Consider the following 15,744-nt stretch of genomic DNA (forward strand, 5'->3'; position numbering starts at 1 on the left):
GCGCATAGCCTGCGGACTATTTGGGGGAAGTTGCCATGGACGCTGCACCCGCCTTCACTGCTGTGCTGTTCGGCTTGCGCGGCTGCCTGGTGCAGGCCACCAATGGCGCACCCTCGCCCGCCCCCGGCGCTCTGGCCACCCTCGCCAGCCTGCGCCAGCGCCAGGTGCCCTGCATCTGGCTGGATGACCTCAACAGCACGCAAAGCAAGCGCCTGGCCCATGTGTTGCCCGCCTGGCTGCCAGGGCATTCGGTCAACGGCGTGCGCTGGCCGGCGCCAAACGCCTGCTGGCAGGCGCTGATGACCCTGGACAGCGAACGCCTGGACGGCTGCGTGCTGGTGAGTGGTGACCCGCGCTTGCTGCAGTCAGGCTTGAACGCGGGGCTATGGACGGTTGGCCTGGCAGCCTGCAGCCCGTTCTGTGACCGAGGCTCCGAGCAATGGCAAGGCATGACCCCAAAGGAACAGGACCAGGCCCGCGGCAAGGCCACGCTGGAGCTGTTCAGCCTGGGCGTGCATTCGGTGATCGACCACCTGGAAGCGCGATCTCAAACATCGCAACACACTTCTTCCCCCCTCCAGTTCTTTGTGGACAGCCTCTCCGGTTTTGACGGTGTATACCACCTCAGGTTCGCTACCATCCAGCACCCGCCGTCGCACCTGGTAGTGCAGCAGATGATGCTCCGGTGATTGCTGACAGGGACTGGCATTGGCTGGGGGGCGATCCCAGACGAGATCCCATGCGATCGCAATGGTATTGGTATCCGTCAGGGGCTGTACCCGTTCAAACTGGGGTGGATTCTGCGAGAAGTCAGTTTCTAGAATGTTAAACGTACGCACTTCTTGGAATGTGGTATCTGGCGTCCGGACATCAATACCCAGGCGTTGAGAAATTTCGGGAGCCTGCAGTTCCGGTGGGGCCGAGTCTGTCGGCAGCACCGTCCGCAGCCAGGCTGGCAGATCTTGCAACGTTGCCTCGGGTGCCGTCAAACGCACCCGGAATACCAGCCCCATCTGAAACGCAATCGACTCTCGGGTGAGTTCAAGATTGTTATTGGGAGCCGTCGCATACTGTTTTAGATCGCCAATCATATCTTGAACAATCAACCCCCGCAGCTGGTGAGCCTGCTGGTTGGTTTGTTCCTCGTTCAGCTGTCCCGGTTCCCTTAGATCGGAGGTTTGTCCAGACTCGCTGTAAATGGTGGTGTTTTCCCGGAATGCTGCATCCAGCACCTGCTCGTAGGCCGAGTTGGGATCGCGCTTAAAGAAGGGAGAACTGCGAAACTGTTCCACCGCGCCCCGCACCGCTGCTTCATAGGCGTCTTCGGTGGGGTTTTGTACCCGCTCGTCTTCAATCGCATTTTCCCCGTCAGCAATCGGAGCTGGGTCCCCGATGGGGATCTCATTCCCATCGATTTTGAAGGCATAGTCTAGATAATCCGCCAGGGTGAGGGATACCTGAGGCGGATCGGCAGGGGTGTTGTCGGGGTTAAAATTGTCTCCCTGCTCGATGGGGGCATTCCAGTTTACCCGCCAGCTGCGGGTTGCTTCGGTCCAGGCTGTCCAAGTATCACTCGTGGCATCTTCCGTGGCATCTTCGGTGACGGCGGGAAGAAACTGTTCTAGCTGCACGTCATCTCCCAGCGGCGGGAGCTTTAGGGTAAAGTCACTAACGACAGAATCCCTGGAATTCTCACCTTGTTTAGCGGGGGGAACCGGTAGAAAACCCCGTTGTTCAATGTCATCTTGTTTTGTCCCCTGGCGGAAGGCCTCTCCCCTGGGTAACAACACAAAGTATCGCCAGCCCTCACTATCAGGCTGGTACACCACAAAAATGTCATAGTCGGGGGCGTTAAAGCCATCTTGGGCTTGAATTCTAAACGCAGTCCCTGTATCGAATGTGCCGATGGTGCCTGCCGCGCCCGCTGTACCAGCCGTGGTAAATGTGCGATCTGGTGTGACATCCGCCGCTGATATCGTGCCCGTACTCACCATTCTGGCGGGGGCACCGGAAGCGGACGCGACTCTGGCGGTGGCGCTATTCTGGGTAGCGGCGACACCGGGGATGCTGCGGTCCACATCGGCAGCTTCTAGGCCAACATTCAAAAAGGGTTCAGTGCGCCGCAGGGCATTTTCCACAGCCCCCTCGTTAAAGCTCACGCGCACACCCACCTGCAGACGGCGTCCCATGGCCGAGATAAACAGGGTGCCGGACCCGCGCAATCCTGGATTGGTAATACCGTCAAAGCCCACCTCGAGACCCGCCGTAAAGCCGATATCTAGGCTAAAGCGGAAAGTTTTGCGGATAAATAGGAATTTAATCCACAGGGCAATGGACACCCGGATGCGAATCTCTAGACCGATCCCCGCGTGGAGTGTGGATCGCTTGGGATCATTAAAGTCCACCAGACCAATCATGCGAGCCCCAAAGGCAGCATTAGCCTGGGCCGATACCCGTACTCCGACCACCCGCAAGCTGAGGCTGGCCTCAAAACTGAGGCTGGCCCTGGCCCGGTAGCTAATACCCAAGAGCAAATAATTCTTGGTCACCCGGAAGATAAAGCCCCCCGAGATTTCTGCGAAAAAGGGACCAATGCCCTGCCGCCACCGCAGCATGTTGGGCCACCCCATTTCAGCATGGACCAGCCCCGGCTCGATCAGCAGCGTGGCGGAAAACTGACCACTGCCAACGATGGCCTCCTCAATAAAGTCAGGAAATGCGGGCAGATTACCCAGGCTGCCATCGGGATTAGAAGAGAGTTGGGCAATAAAGCGACGCTGTCGGACAGACAGCAAAATAAACCCACTAAACAGGGGCCGGGTGCGCAGACCGTTAATGTCGTTGTCAAAACCGTAGTAGTTGGTGTTGATCCAGGCCCGCACTGCCATAAAGAAGGTGAGGTCGCTGCGGAAGGCCAGGACTGCGTCAAACAAAAACAGACAGGGCAAAAATTCTTCGGCCTGCTCTAGCCATTTGAGGGAGGTCACCCCAGGGGTGGCCGAGGTTTGGGAAATCAGGGCTCGGGCCACAATGGTCCAGCGCGGGTCTTCTCCCCGTTCTTCAAGGTCCACGGCCCAGGCATCTCGCTTGGAGAGGTTACCCTGAGTGCGCGACAGTCGCCGGAGTTCCCCAATTAGCTTGGCTAAGTCTCCTTCCTGGTCGGCGGTGCGAATGCTGGTGAGGGTATAGCGATAGCCAAAGCCGAGGCCAATTTCGCGAATATACAGTTCGATGCGGGGAATGTAGAAGCTGATGCGGCGAATTTCTAGGAAAATAAACCAGGCGACAACCCAGGGAGCCGATTCATCCTGACGGACACGCAGAAAGGCAAAGCTAGCGGCAAACACCGGCATACCGGGAATTTCCAGGGAACCTTCCCCGAGAAACCCCTGTTCGTTGGGTTCGTCGCGGAATTCCACCACGCCATTCAGGGAAAAAGATTCTCCCAGGCTGATGCTGACTTCTAGCTCCCTGAGATAGAGACGGGGGATAAAGCTACCGGGGGCAGGCAAACCGACAAACAGGCTGTGGAAGTCCACTTCAACGGTTTTGAGATCGCCCGTGCCCCCTTTGGAAAACATAATTTGTCCGCCAATTTCCATGGCTCCGTCGCCATCAAACCGGTCAAACTGAGGCACAAACCCCAGGGAGCGGATCTCCATGGTGAAACAACCGAGGAAGCTAAAGGAGACTGGCTCCGGCAGCTCGATCAGAAACTGAACATGGTCGGCAATGACGCTGGCATCCCCAGTGAGGGGGCATTCCACCAGGGCAATTTGGACGCTAGAGAGCAGGGCCAGGGGACCATTGCTATCGTCGGTGGGCAGCGGCGAGTATTGGGCGGTACCGGTAAGGGTAAAGTACAGGTGAAAACGCCCGTCATTGACAAACTTGAGACCGATGCCATCAATGGAAAAGTTAAAGCGGGTGGCCTGACAGCTGAGCAGCTTTTCCCCTTGGAGACTGGCGCTTCCGGCCACCAGGGTGAGGCCGTTGTCTCGCTGGCTAAATTGTAGGGAAATATCTGCGATCGCATCCCCCACCAATGCCGGTGGCAATGGCCCCGATCCCGCCAGGGTAAAGTCTTGAATGCGATTATTAACAATGGATAGCTGACTGCCGTGGAACCGAAACCGGGTATCAAGACCGTTGAGACGGGCCGGACGATCGGTTACCTGGGCCGTGAGAGAGAGACCCAAATCGCTGATGGCAAAGTCTCGCACCGAGAACGTAATCGGCTCATTTTCTCGGCTAGCGGCGGTGTAGTCCAGCTCAATCACCGACCCCGGAGCCTGCTGAATCTGATAGTTAAAATCCTGGGTCACTAGGGTCATCAGGTGATAGCGACCATTCCCCACGTCTGCCCCCTGAAAACGCCAGGTCAGCCCTAAAAACGCCGGTATGCCCACCTCAGGCGATTGGGTAAACAGCTCAATGCCGCCACTATGGTCGACCATCAGCGCAAAAGTTTCCCAGTTAAAGCCAATCTTAAACAGGGTTGACAGACCCAGCTCTTTGACGCCAATGGTGGCTTCAGCATTGAAATTTATTGAATGGCTGGCGATATCGACCGTGGGGTTTTCTTGTAATTTGACGTTCAGAAACTGGTTGCTTTCTGGGCTATCGTTACGCAGGAATGGAAAGGTAAAGAAATCGGGACTAAACCGAGACGTAATGGCCCACGCACCCTCTTGCAAGCTGTCGGGATTAACCACCGAGGCCACGGACAAAGCATCAGTATCTTGAAAATCAAAAGAGGGCAGAGACGCGTCCAGCTGCTGAAAAAATCGTGGCAGGCCAACTTGACTACGGTTGAGTTCAAGCACAACCAGGCTCACACGTTGACTCGGTGTAAAATCAACGGCAAACAGAGGGGGCTGAGTCGCGTTGCGGTCGGAGTCGTTTTGCAGTTCGCGGTCATCCCCCCGTTCCCAGGCAAAATTACTGGCGGCTGTAACGGTCTGCCCAGCCTCTAGAGTCGCGACCAGCTGCAGCTGATCGGGGATGGTCGGGGATTGCGATCGCGGGTCAGTTCTCAGCAACACACTCACCTGCACACCAATCGGCACCGTCGCCTTTAGCCCTGGCAGCACAAACGATCGCTGGGTGGCCGCCTGCCAATCCATACGAATTTCGGGTACCGGCTCCCCCAATACAATGCGTAACGACACATCTTGAGCCGCACCAGCACTTTCATCCCCAAAGTTAGACGTCAGCTGCCCTAGCCAGTAATTAACATTGGGATCACGCCACTTCAGCGCAAAGAATTCATCAGTGGCACTAAACTCCTGGAAGTCCATGGGCACCAGATTTCTAGCATCTGGCTCATAGCGCTTAAAGTAGGAATCTCGCACCTGTATCCCTGAGGGATCAAAAACAACTCGTAAATCTCCCGCCAGCGCAACCTCCGGTACAACAGTGCTACTCAGGCGTAAATCAATGGCCTCTAACCGATAGGTAATCGTACCTGCATCCGCCGGAATTTCAATCCGGAGTCGCAACAATGTCCAGCTAATTGCCAGCGATGCTGCTGTGAGCGTACGTGCAGGGAACTCAAGGCTCTGGGTATAGCGCTCATTCCCTATGCGCAGTTGTTGTCGAGAATTATCTTCCCCTATCGACTCCAAAAACACGCTGGGAATAGTCAGATCACCTGTTACAGGAACAGTCGTATTCCCCAGGCTCAACCCTTTAATTTGGACACCGTCTGCGGGAGGGTTAGTTGTTCCATTTAATACGATAGGAAGATAGGAAATTCCCTCATATATAGGAATTACAACATCCGTCATAGGATAATTCTCCTCGCAGAATAATATATTTTCTGGCGTTGTAAGCCCTCGGGGTGAATCTATCTGTAAGGTGCCCGCCGATGGCGTTTTTAACAGATCGGTTCATCCCCTAACGCAGTAGCATTTTCCTCAGGGCATATTTCCTTAGACCCCTCATCAGGACAGCTCAATGAGTTTCTAAGGTTGCAACGAGTATTACACATCAGCCTAGCCATGTCTCTCGTTTGCTGCTCTGTGTAAACACGGATAACTCTACCTTTACGTTTGATCACACATTGCAATGTCCAGATATTTTTTTACAACGGAATCAGCACTATTGCAGAGTCTGTGCTAGCTATGTTGCGTTTGTGCCCACAGCCCACAAATCACACCGTACTACGGGATGACAAATACTTAATCAATACTTTCAAAACGGGTTTTACCCTGATCGGTTTACTTAAAAAGTCTGATGAGCCCACTAGCTTGGCACGAAAACGATCAGCAATTCTGTCGTTGTTTGTAACGATAATAATGGGCGTTTTTTTTAAAGAGGAGATCCGCCGAATCTGAGCACACAGCTCATAACCATTGACTACAGGCAGTGCCAACTCTAAAAATATTAGCTGGGGGCTATGCTCTATAAGCTGAGGTAAAACCTGTAACGGCTCAGAAATATTGACATAGTTGTAACCCGCACCTTGCACAATTTTGGCCATGGCCTGACTGTCTGCCAGATTGTTATCTACATACGCCACTGTAGTATGGTCTAACTGATACTGATCGTCACTGGTGGTTGGGGCACAGCCGTCTGAGGACGATAAGGGAGCATTAGGCTGTGATAGGCCCTTGACAGACGAGGGGCTATCGACCAGAGCATCTATTTTTTGGAGCACATATCTAGCCGATACGGGTTTGCGTTCGTAGGTGTCAAACCCCGTTTGGAGTAACATCTGGCCGGTAATGGTCGGATCGGCCATGGCAATGACTGGAATTGACCATGTAGTCCTGGATTCTTTTAGAACTTTAATAACTTGCCAACCGTTTAATCCTACAGCGTCCATATCCATGACGATGATATCAGGGGATTCGGTCACAGCTAGGGTGACGCCTTCATCACCGTGCTGAGTGGTGACGACTTCATGCTCATACAGCATAAATGCATGTTCAAGGATCTGACGACTGGTTCGTTCACTATTGATTAAAAGAATTTTAGCCATAGATTTTTTTAGGGAAACAGCTAAAACTCTGCACAGATGTACGACATTCACCTCCTAAGCACTGGGCTAAAAAGCTCAGAGCCTGGATCCACGCTTAGTTAAGTCTGAAGGCTACGGAGATGCTCTAATTTTTTCCCTTATTTGCACGAGGAAGCGCCTTGCACACCCTATCTAAGCAATTTCACGTACAAAATTCAATCAAAGTTCGAAAATTCGAGCCCATTTGTGAACTTTTCTAAAATAGGATACTTAAGGCTCAGCAAAATCTGAGAAGTATCACTGTGGCCATGACCTTTAGTATTTTTTTTACAGGTTCTCAGCCAAGGTTCAGAAACCACCTGTAGCTTTTCAACTATGAAACCAACCAGGAGCAGCAAGCGATGACAGTTGAGTACGATCTTGTAGTAATTGGCGGCGGGTCTGCCGGTCTAGTAGCCGCCAGTGCTGGGGCCCAGCTCAACGCTCGTATTGCCCTAGTCGAAAAACATCTCCTAGGCGGAGACTGTCTCCACTATGGCTGTGTCCCCAGTAAGTCACTGATTCATGCAGCCCAGGTGGCCCACCACGTACGCACAGGATCAAAGTTTGGGATCTACACATCCAACCCCACCATCAAATTTGAGGAAGCCATCAACCACGTTCAGAATGTAATTGGTGTGATCCAGGAACATGACTCAACGGAGCGTTTTGAAGCTCTTGGTGTGGATGTATTTTATGGTTCCGGTCAGTTTACTGACTCCTACACATTTGAAATCAATGGTCAACAGCTAAAGGGCCGTAATTTTCTGATTGCCACCGGCTCTCGACCGGCCATTCCACCAATTAAAGGCTTAAAGGAAGCAGGCTTTTTAACCAATGAGCAGGTCTTCTCCCTAAAAGAAAGACCCAACTCCTTAGCTGTGATTGGTGCCGGTCCCATTGGCTGTGAATTGGGACAATCCTTTGCTCGTTTGGGCGCGGAGGTAACCATTATCGCCAGCCGCGACCAAATCATGCCCAAGGAAGAAACGGAAGCGGCCGCCGTCGTTCAAAAACAGCTAGAGTCCGAAGGCATTCGGGTGCTAACTAAAAGTCGAGCTAAAAAAGTAGAGATCATTGACGGCAAAAAGCATCTGCATGTCGGTGATCAAATCATTGTGGTGGATGAAATTTTACTCTCCACGGGGCGAGTACCCAACGTGGAATCCCTAGGGTTAGAAGCTGCCGGTGTAGACGTGGGCAAAGCGGGTGTTAAGGTCAACGAAAAGCTCCAGACCAGTGTCAAACATATCTATGGTGCAGGCGATGTCATTGGCGGTTATCAGTTCACCCATGTCGCCGGTTATGAAGCGGCTGTAGTCATTCAGAACGCCCTCTTTTTTGCCACTAAAAAAGCAGATTACCGAGTGATTCCCTGGGCCACATTTACAGAACCCGAGCTATCCCGCGTAGGATTGACGGAAACCCAGGCACGAGAACGCTATGGTGATGATGTAGCGATTTTAAAACACGACTTTAAAGAGGTGGATCGCGCCCTCGCCGAAGCTGCTGGTTATGGGTTCGCCAAGTTTATCACCCGCAAAAATGGTGAAATTTTAGGCGCTCATATCGTCGGCCCCCACGCTGGTGAGCTAATTCACGAAGTTGTCCTGGCCATGAGCTATAAGATGAAAATCGGCGCTATCAAGAGCATCATTCACGTATATCCTACCCTGTCAGAAATCAACGCGAAAACTGCTCTACAGCTGACGAAACAAAGCTATGCCAAAAATGACCGACTGCAAACCATTCTGCGACGTTTCTTTAATTGGCGGCGCTCTCTGGTTTAAAACACCGTAGCTTGGCAGGGCTCGGTCACTGCGGCATGGCATTTAAATCTCGTGATCGGTGTGATCAACATCATCTTCACGGTAAATTCACAGAGGTATTATAAATTCAATAGTTCCCTGATCAGAGCATCTACTGAATTTTACGAGAGTGTCACTATGCCCTTCTTACCTCTACTTATCGTCATCGCTATCTTCTTAGCAACGAGTAAAATTCTCCAACCCAGTCGGCCTCATTTGCAGCCAGCATCTGAAGATTATAATGAGCAGATGTTAAACCAAGCCTTGATCGACTATATTGCGCGTGAGTCCAGAAAAAAGGCTGGATCTGAATACGGTACTAAAACCAGCTCTAAGTCCGGGAAACGAAATACTCAAAGAAAGCAGCAGCGATAAACCTGCTGGCGATACTTGAAATCTGTCCTCATAAGACCGTCCTAGTTAAAAGTCTAGGGCGGTCTTATATAATTTAAAAATCTTTTCGCACCCGTTCATCTTAATAAACCTGGGTGAACAAACTATTTTCTAGCGAATAGCACACACCATTGAATAAAGCAGGTAATCTACATCTATTTCATAACAGCAACACAACCAAAATTCATAACAGCAACAACCAAAACACCTCAGTATTTTGCTGTATCAGAATGTTTGCCACATCTAAGTAATTGAATCGATTAAGGTTCAGTCTATCTAGAAAGAAAAATCATCATATGTGCTTATTTTTAAGCCATTTACCTACGCCAAATGGCGATATATATTTACTTATTTTCTTAATCATTCAAATTATAAAAATGTCTTTCTCTAAAAATAAAACTGTCTTAGCCTCTCCTAGAAGGGATTTTTAGAGATTTTTAGGATGATTTCATCCAGTTGTCAAATCATCTGCTTTTATCTACCGAGGCCGATTCAGTTTTGTATAAAACACATCATTGGGTAAGTACAAGTACGGTTTTGATTGATCGCTTTAATGATTTAGAAAAGTTAAAAGAAACGTGTATAGATTAGTTCAATCTCTACATATCCATAGAAACGTAAGCGCAGTTTTGTTTTGTCATCTGTCTTTAGTGTCAGAAAAACAAATTTAGCACCCGGGGTAGAGATTTTTTAATCGAGGATCTCGATTCCAGGTAGCTCTTATGTCATGAGACTGTAGAACGTCAAATTTGCTATTTCATATGAATATGACACTCACTAAAGCCATAATTGCCTTCGCCTCTTTGTATGCCTCTAAACGGTGGGGACGCCACGTTACATTAGGGCTAGCTCTTTTGCTTGGATTACTGTGCTGTTCTCCCGCTGTTACCCAAGCCGCAGACGACAATGAACAGGTTCACCAAGGATTGCCGGGCAGACGAATTAGCGGAGCTTCCCGGCTACCCTCTTCTGCCTGTGCTCAAAATGCAGGCCCGTTGGTAGCCATTGTGCCCGAAACTAATTTAGGGACAACCGCTACGGCTGAGCCCACACTCTGGCTCAGAGTACCTGATGTTGCCAGTGCTAAACAGCTAGAGTTTTATCTGTTTAATGCTCAAGATAAGATTATTTATCAAACTAGTTTTACTGTAGATCCGAGTGCTGAGCTGGTGGGGTTAGATCTCGGAGTTATGACCCACGCTCCCAAGCTAGAAGTTGATCAGCGCTATCGTTGGGCGGCTTCAATTGTATGCAATCCTAATAATCGCTCAGAAAATATTTCTGTGGAAGGCTGGGTTGATCGGGTTGAGGTATCTAATTCAGACAGTAACAGGCTTTGGTACGATCACTTAGGATTATTAGTTGAGGAACTTCAGCGCTATCCACACAATCAGGATGTATTAAGTCAGTGGCAGACACTGATGGCATCAGCCAGACTTGATCAAATTGTCCCTCTATCTGTGGATGCCGATTCTGTGGAAATCACGTTGCCAACAACAGCTGAAACAACACAGTGAAGCTCTGTAATAGAGCCAACAGAGGCACTTCACTGATTAGAGATAGTCACCTGAGCAATAGCGATGAGCAGGTTTAAAATGTTATGGCACAGGCGCATTCAAACCATATGTGCTACCGGTATAACGACTACTGCTACAACCCTGTTGGCTGCTACAACCTGTGTAAATGCCCAAGTGGTATCAGCCCAGGACTCTATACAAACCCAGGTGGTTCAACAGGATAATCAGATTGACATTTTCGGTGGTACATCTGCAGATAATGCCACCCTGTTATTTCACAGTTTTGAGCAGTTTGACTTAGAGCAAGGACACACCGCTGAGTTTCATGTAGCTCCCAGCGTACATACTGTTTTTAGTCGGATTACAAATGGTGCTCCTTCTCACATAAACGGCAGACTGGAAATCACTGGCAGTCCGGCTGGCTTGTACCTCATAAATCCGGCAGGAGTCCTATTTGGGAGCGAGGCATCGCTCAATTTAGCTGGTGATTTTACTGTTCTGACTGCTGAACAACTAGACTTTAGCCAGGGGCATTTTGGTTTAGGGAATTATCCAGGCCAGGTGCAAGGTAATGTTCTGCAGCTGCACTTTAACCCTAAGCGTCCCAGTACTATCACCAATTTGGGCGATCTCGGAGTCAATGCTGCCCATGCGCTATCGCTAATTGGTCATAGTGTTGTTAACCGGGGAATATTAAGAGGTGGAGCAATCAACATAGCAGCCGTTGGCGGCCATCGGAACGTTGCTCTGACCGGCGGCTTACAGTTTGCGACTCCTACTGACGCACCCCAGGCATTACCGCCTTGGCTGACGCCTGCAGGAACAGAGCATGCATCAGCGATTGAAATCGATCCGAATGGGGCCCTTAAGCTGACAGGGGCACAGCTATCGGAACTGCCGTCAGGGACCGTGCTGGTGGGTGGTGAGCTGACTGCCCTTGGCCTCCCAGGCCGAATCCAGATTTTGGGCGATCATATCGCTACCGCAGACGCTGCATTGCAGACGGCTAACGGTGGCCAAGTTTTGATTGGTGGCGACTACCAAGGACAGGGGAGCCTACCCACAGCGCAATCGGTATTTATTGATGCGACCTCTACGATCCGGGCGGATGCTCTGGATACAGATGCTCTGGATACCGATAACCAAAACGGCGGACAGGTGGTGATTTGGTCCGACCGAATTACCCAGTTTCGAGGTGCGATTAGTGCTCAAGGTATTGCAGCTGGGGGAACGGTTGAAGTCTCTGGCAAAGAGCAACTTTACTTTGGTGGACAGGTGGATTTGCGATCGCAAGGCACCCCAGGCACTCTCCTCCTCGATCCAGAAAATATCGAAATTCGCGCGGGTAGCGACCCCGGCAGCGCTGATACCAGTGAACCTCAAGTACTCTACGAAAACACCCTAGAAACCTCGATTATTGGCAACACCAATCTTATCCTGCAAGCAGACAACGATATTACCATTGCTCCCCTTAGTGACGGTGTCTTAACATTCCCCCAGGGAACAGCTGGCATTAGCTTTGTGGCCGATGCCGATGGTGACGGCCAGGGCCGTTTTACCATGGCTCCCGGCGATCGTCTAAGCACAGCAGGTCAAGATATTCAGATCACAGCCGCTGACATTACCGTCAGCGATTTGACCACCAGTTCCTTCTCGACTATCGACAATTTTGAGAGTGCCGGAGAGATTCGCCTGACTGCCACCCGAGGTAATATTGTTGGTAATAATCTGACCAGCACCGCTCGCGGCACCCTTAACAACAGTGGTAATGCAGGCGACGTGATACTATCGGCCAGCGATGCGATCACCGTCGGGACTATTGATACCACGGCTAGTGCCCTCAACAACAATGGCAGTGCGGGGGGAATCACCCTCAACGCACAAACCGGCTCCGTGACCGCCGGAGTCCTCAATGCTAATATTTCTGGCAATAACAACACAGGCACCGGGGGAGATATTAATATTAATGCGGCTGGCAGTATCTCTACGGACAACATTAATACATCCATTAGAACAACCACCAATAACTCAGGTAATGCAGGAGCCGTTACCCTAGCCAGTAGGACAGAAAACATTGCAACCGCCTCAATTTCTACCGACACAACGGCTGATAGCAGTAACACTGGTGATGCTGGCCCTATTTCTCTCCAGGCATCCCAAGGCTCCATCATCAGTCAACAAATTACGGCCACGACCGTTAGCCCTGATCTAGCAGCAACCCAGGGAGGGGATGTCGAACTTGATGCCGATGGCAATATTATCCTTGATTTTATTAATGTCACCGGGCAAGGCCAGGGTGGCACCATTAACATAACAACACAACAATCATTCCAATCTGTTAATAGTATTCCCAATATTTCCCCTCAAATCAGTCTCTTAACCACAGACGACGGCACCATTAATTTGACCTACAACAGCGATGGAGCCAATCCGTTTAGCATCGGCAATAGTCGTATAAATGGAACAGTAGGTGCTATTGTCACGGGCGTAGAGACCCTAGCCGCCCCCCAAACGGTTGACCAGTCCCTGACCTTAAAGACCATAACCATAAACAATCTATTTGAAGCGGCTCCAAGCTTACAATCATTGTCTCAGGAAAATTCTATAAACTCTCCTGCATTAGTGGATATCTCAGTGGATATCTCAATGGAAACATCCACCCCACTGCCCACATCGACAGATAGTCTAACTCTAGCCGGACTTGAGATACTGAACGCTCTAAACACTAACGAAAGTGGGCTCAGCGGCGATCACCAGGGAGACGATGAAAGCATCCTTAGCAACAGCGAATTAATCTGGGCCCAAATAGAAATGGCTTTCTCAACGGAGTTTACCAAGGCCCTGGATTTACCCCTGCCCGCACCGCCATCGCTGCAAACCACTCAGGAAACATTAAGACAGATTGCCAACACCCAGAATATAACGCCCGCACTGATGTATGTGCGACTCAAAAATACCCATGTAGAACTGGTACTGGTGAGTGGGGAGCGTCCTCCAGTGTATTACCCGGTTGATGTGACCGCAGCGGAGATCCAACCGGTCATAGATAGGTTTCATGAGACGATTACCAACCCAGTGTTACGTCCAGTCCAATACTTGCCCGCAGCACAACAGCTTTATGATTGGTTAGTGCGCCCCATGGCAGATGATTTGGCCATGGCTAATGTCGACCACATTGGCTTTATTCTGGATGCAGGTCTACGGTCCCTGCCCATGGCTGCCCTGCATGATGGAGAGCAATTTCTGATTGAGAGCTATAGCCTAGGACTATTGCCCAGCGTAGGTTTAACCCCCATAGAGCCCTCCTTGCAATCTTTCTCCAAACATCAACAGGCTGGGCATGGAGCTACCCTAGCCATGGGTATTGCTAATTTTGATAATCAAGCTGACCTAGCAGCCGTTCCCTTTGAGTTGGACCTGGCCAGTCAAAGTCACAACGATGAACAATATTTAGATCATGAGGCCACTCTAGCTGCACTTCAACAGCGTTTAGAACAGGGTGAATTTACCAATGTTCATTTAGCCACCCATGCGGTATTTCAACCCGGTAGTTTAGATACCTCCTATGTGCAGCTTTGGGATCACTCGATCAACCTCACTCAGCTGCAAGAGTTACCGCTAGATGCCGTTGACTTTCTAATTTTGAGTGCTTGTGCTACAGCCCTGGGCGATCGTCATGCTGAATTTGGATTTGCAGGATTAGCGGTTAAGGTTGGGGTACAAACAGCTTTGGCCAGTCTCTGGTCAATCAGCGATGAAGGGACTCTGGGCCTCATGGCAGAATTCTATCGGGCGCTAGAACAACCTCTGACCCGCAGTGCAGCCCTACGTCAGGCTCAACTAGCCATGCTGCAGGGAAAGGTTAGTATTATGGACGGCACGGTATACGGTAGCGGAGAGCAAACCATTGGTCATCTTCCTAGCTTGGACGCCAGCGGCAGTTGGAATTTTAGTCATCCCGCCTATTGGTCTGGTTTCACCATGATTGGGAATCCTTGGTAATCGTCGCTGCTGTTGTTGATTTTGGGATATATCAGTCTGAAATAATCTCTGTCGAGGGTTTTATAGATTAAATTCTCCTAAAAGTTGGTAAGAGCCGAACGCATACCGTTGCTACTTTAAGGAATGAACTGATCTGTATTACTAATCGATAGCTTGCAGATGAAATCATCCCGAGGATCAGCAACGCCGAACACATTTACCGTCTGAATCAGTTATTATTTTGCATCTATCTGATTACCCAACATTAGGGGGACCCATTGCGCTCTGGTAGATTTTACCGCTGTGGTCTGCGGTCCGTGCAACTGTTGCTATGGAGACAGTTGCAGCAGTATGGCTATGTGTTAATTGCCTTAATTATTGCCCTATCTGTTATAGGGATTCGACAGTTTGGGGGCTTACAGGGGTTAGAACTAAAAACATTTGATAGTCGAGTCCGCCATTATGCAACGGATGCTGGTTTACCTGAAGTCATCGTTGTCGGTATTACTGAGGGGGATATCCGCCATTATAAGCAATGGCCTTTGCGTGATAATACGGTTGCTGAACTGTTAGAACATCTGCAGGCTTACCAGCCCGTAGCAATTGGGCTAGATATTTATCGAGATATTGAGTATCCGCCAGGCCACGATCGCCTAGCTCAGCAATTGGCGGTGGAGAATGTTTATGGGGTGTATGATGTTGGTCTCAATCCCACTCACAATAGCCCGCCTCCTGAGGGTATGGCTTCCAGCCGTACGGGCTTTGCAGATTTTGTAGCCGATGCTGACGGGGTGATTCGACGTCTTTTTATGTTTGCGGCGGTTGAACCGAACGAATTTTATGCGTTCAGTTTACGATTGAGTCTCCACGCTCTGAGAAATCACTATGGTCTAGAGGGGATTAAAAAGAATCTAGAGGGTCTCACACTGGCAGATACCTTGTTTCCCAGATTAACCCCAAATGCTGGTAGCTATCAAAATGAGGATACTACTGGCTACCAGGTCATGTTGCAATATCGCACCCGCAATGAAGCGATTCAACA

8 protein-coding genes are annotated in these 15,744 nt (G+C 50.2%); 6 read left to right on the top strand and 2 right to left on the bottom strand.

The features are described from left to right. The coding region (locus IQ260_RS31050; protein WP_228016112.1) for a hypothetical protein at positions 1-187 on the top strand (187 nt) is incomplete at its 5' end. 196 nt (positions 188-383) lie between these two features. Here IQ260_RS31050 and IQ260_RS14930 read toward each other — a convergent pair. Beyond that, a complete protein-coding gene (locus IQ260_RS14930; protein WP_193993903.1) occupies positions 384-5,789 on the bottom strand; it encodes a hypothetical protein in 5,406 nt (1,801 codons plus the stop codon). Between the two features lie 365 nt (positions 5,790-6,154). Further along, entirely contained in the window at positions 6,155-6,985 is an 831-nt protein-coding gene (locus tag IQ260_RS14935) for a response regulator (protein ID WP_193993904.1), read from the bottom strand. Between the two features lie 380 nt (positions 6,986-7,365). Between IQ260_RS14935 and IQ260_RS14940 the strand changes: the two genes are divergently transcribed. The 5 genes from IQ260_RS14940 to IQ260_RS14960 all read left to right on the top strand — a co-directional run. Beyond that, entirely contained in the window at positions 7,366-8,793 is a 1,428-nt protein-coding gene (locus IQ260_RS14940; protein WP_193993905.1) for a dihydrolipoyl dehydrogenase family protein, read from the top strand. A gap of 156 nt (positions 8,794-8,949) precedes the next feature. After that, entirely contained in the window at positions 8,950-9,186 is a 237-nt protein-coding gene (locus IQ260_RS14945) for a hypothetical protein (protein ID WP_193993906.1), read from the top strand. Between the two features lie 785 nt (positions 9,187-9,971). After that, positions 9,972-10,721: a DUF928 domain-containing protein gene (locus IQ260_RS14950; protein WP_193993907.1), complete on the top strand. Its 750-nt coding sequence runs from the start codon at positions 9,972-9,974 to the stop codon at positions 10,719-10,721. Between the two features lie 144 nt (positions 10,722-10,865). Beyond that, positions 10,866-14,723, top strand: a complete 3,858-nt coding sequence (locus IQ260_RS14955) for a CHAT domain-containing protein (RefSeq protein ID WP_193993908.1) — start codon at positions 10,866-10,868, stop codon at positions 14,721-14,723. Between the two features lie 296 nt (positions 14,724-15,019). Then, the coding region (locus IQ260_RS14960) for a CHASE2 domain-containing protein (protein ID WP_193993909.1) at positions 15,020-15,744 on the top strand (725 nt) is incomplete at its 3' end.

The organism is Leptolyngbya cf. ectocarpi LEGE 11479 (assembly GCF_015207065.1).
Lineage (GTDB): Bacteria > Cyanobacteriota > Cyanobacteriia > Phormidesmidales > Phormidesmidaceae > Leptothoe > Leptothoe ectocarpi.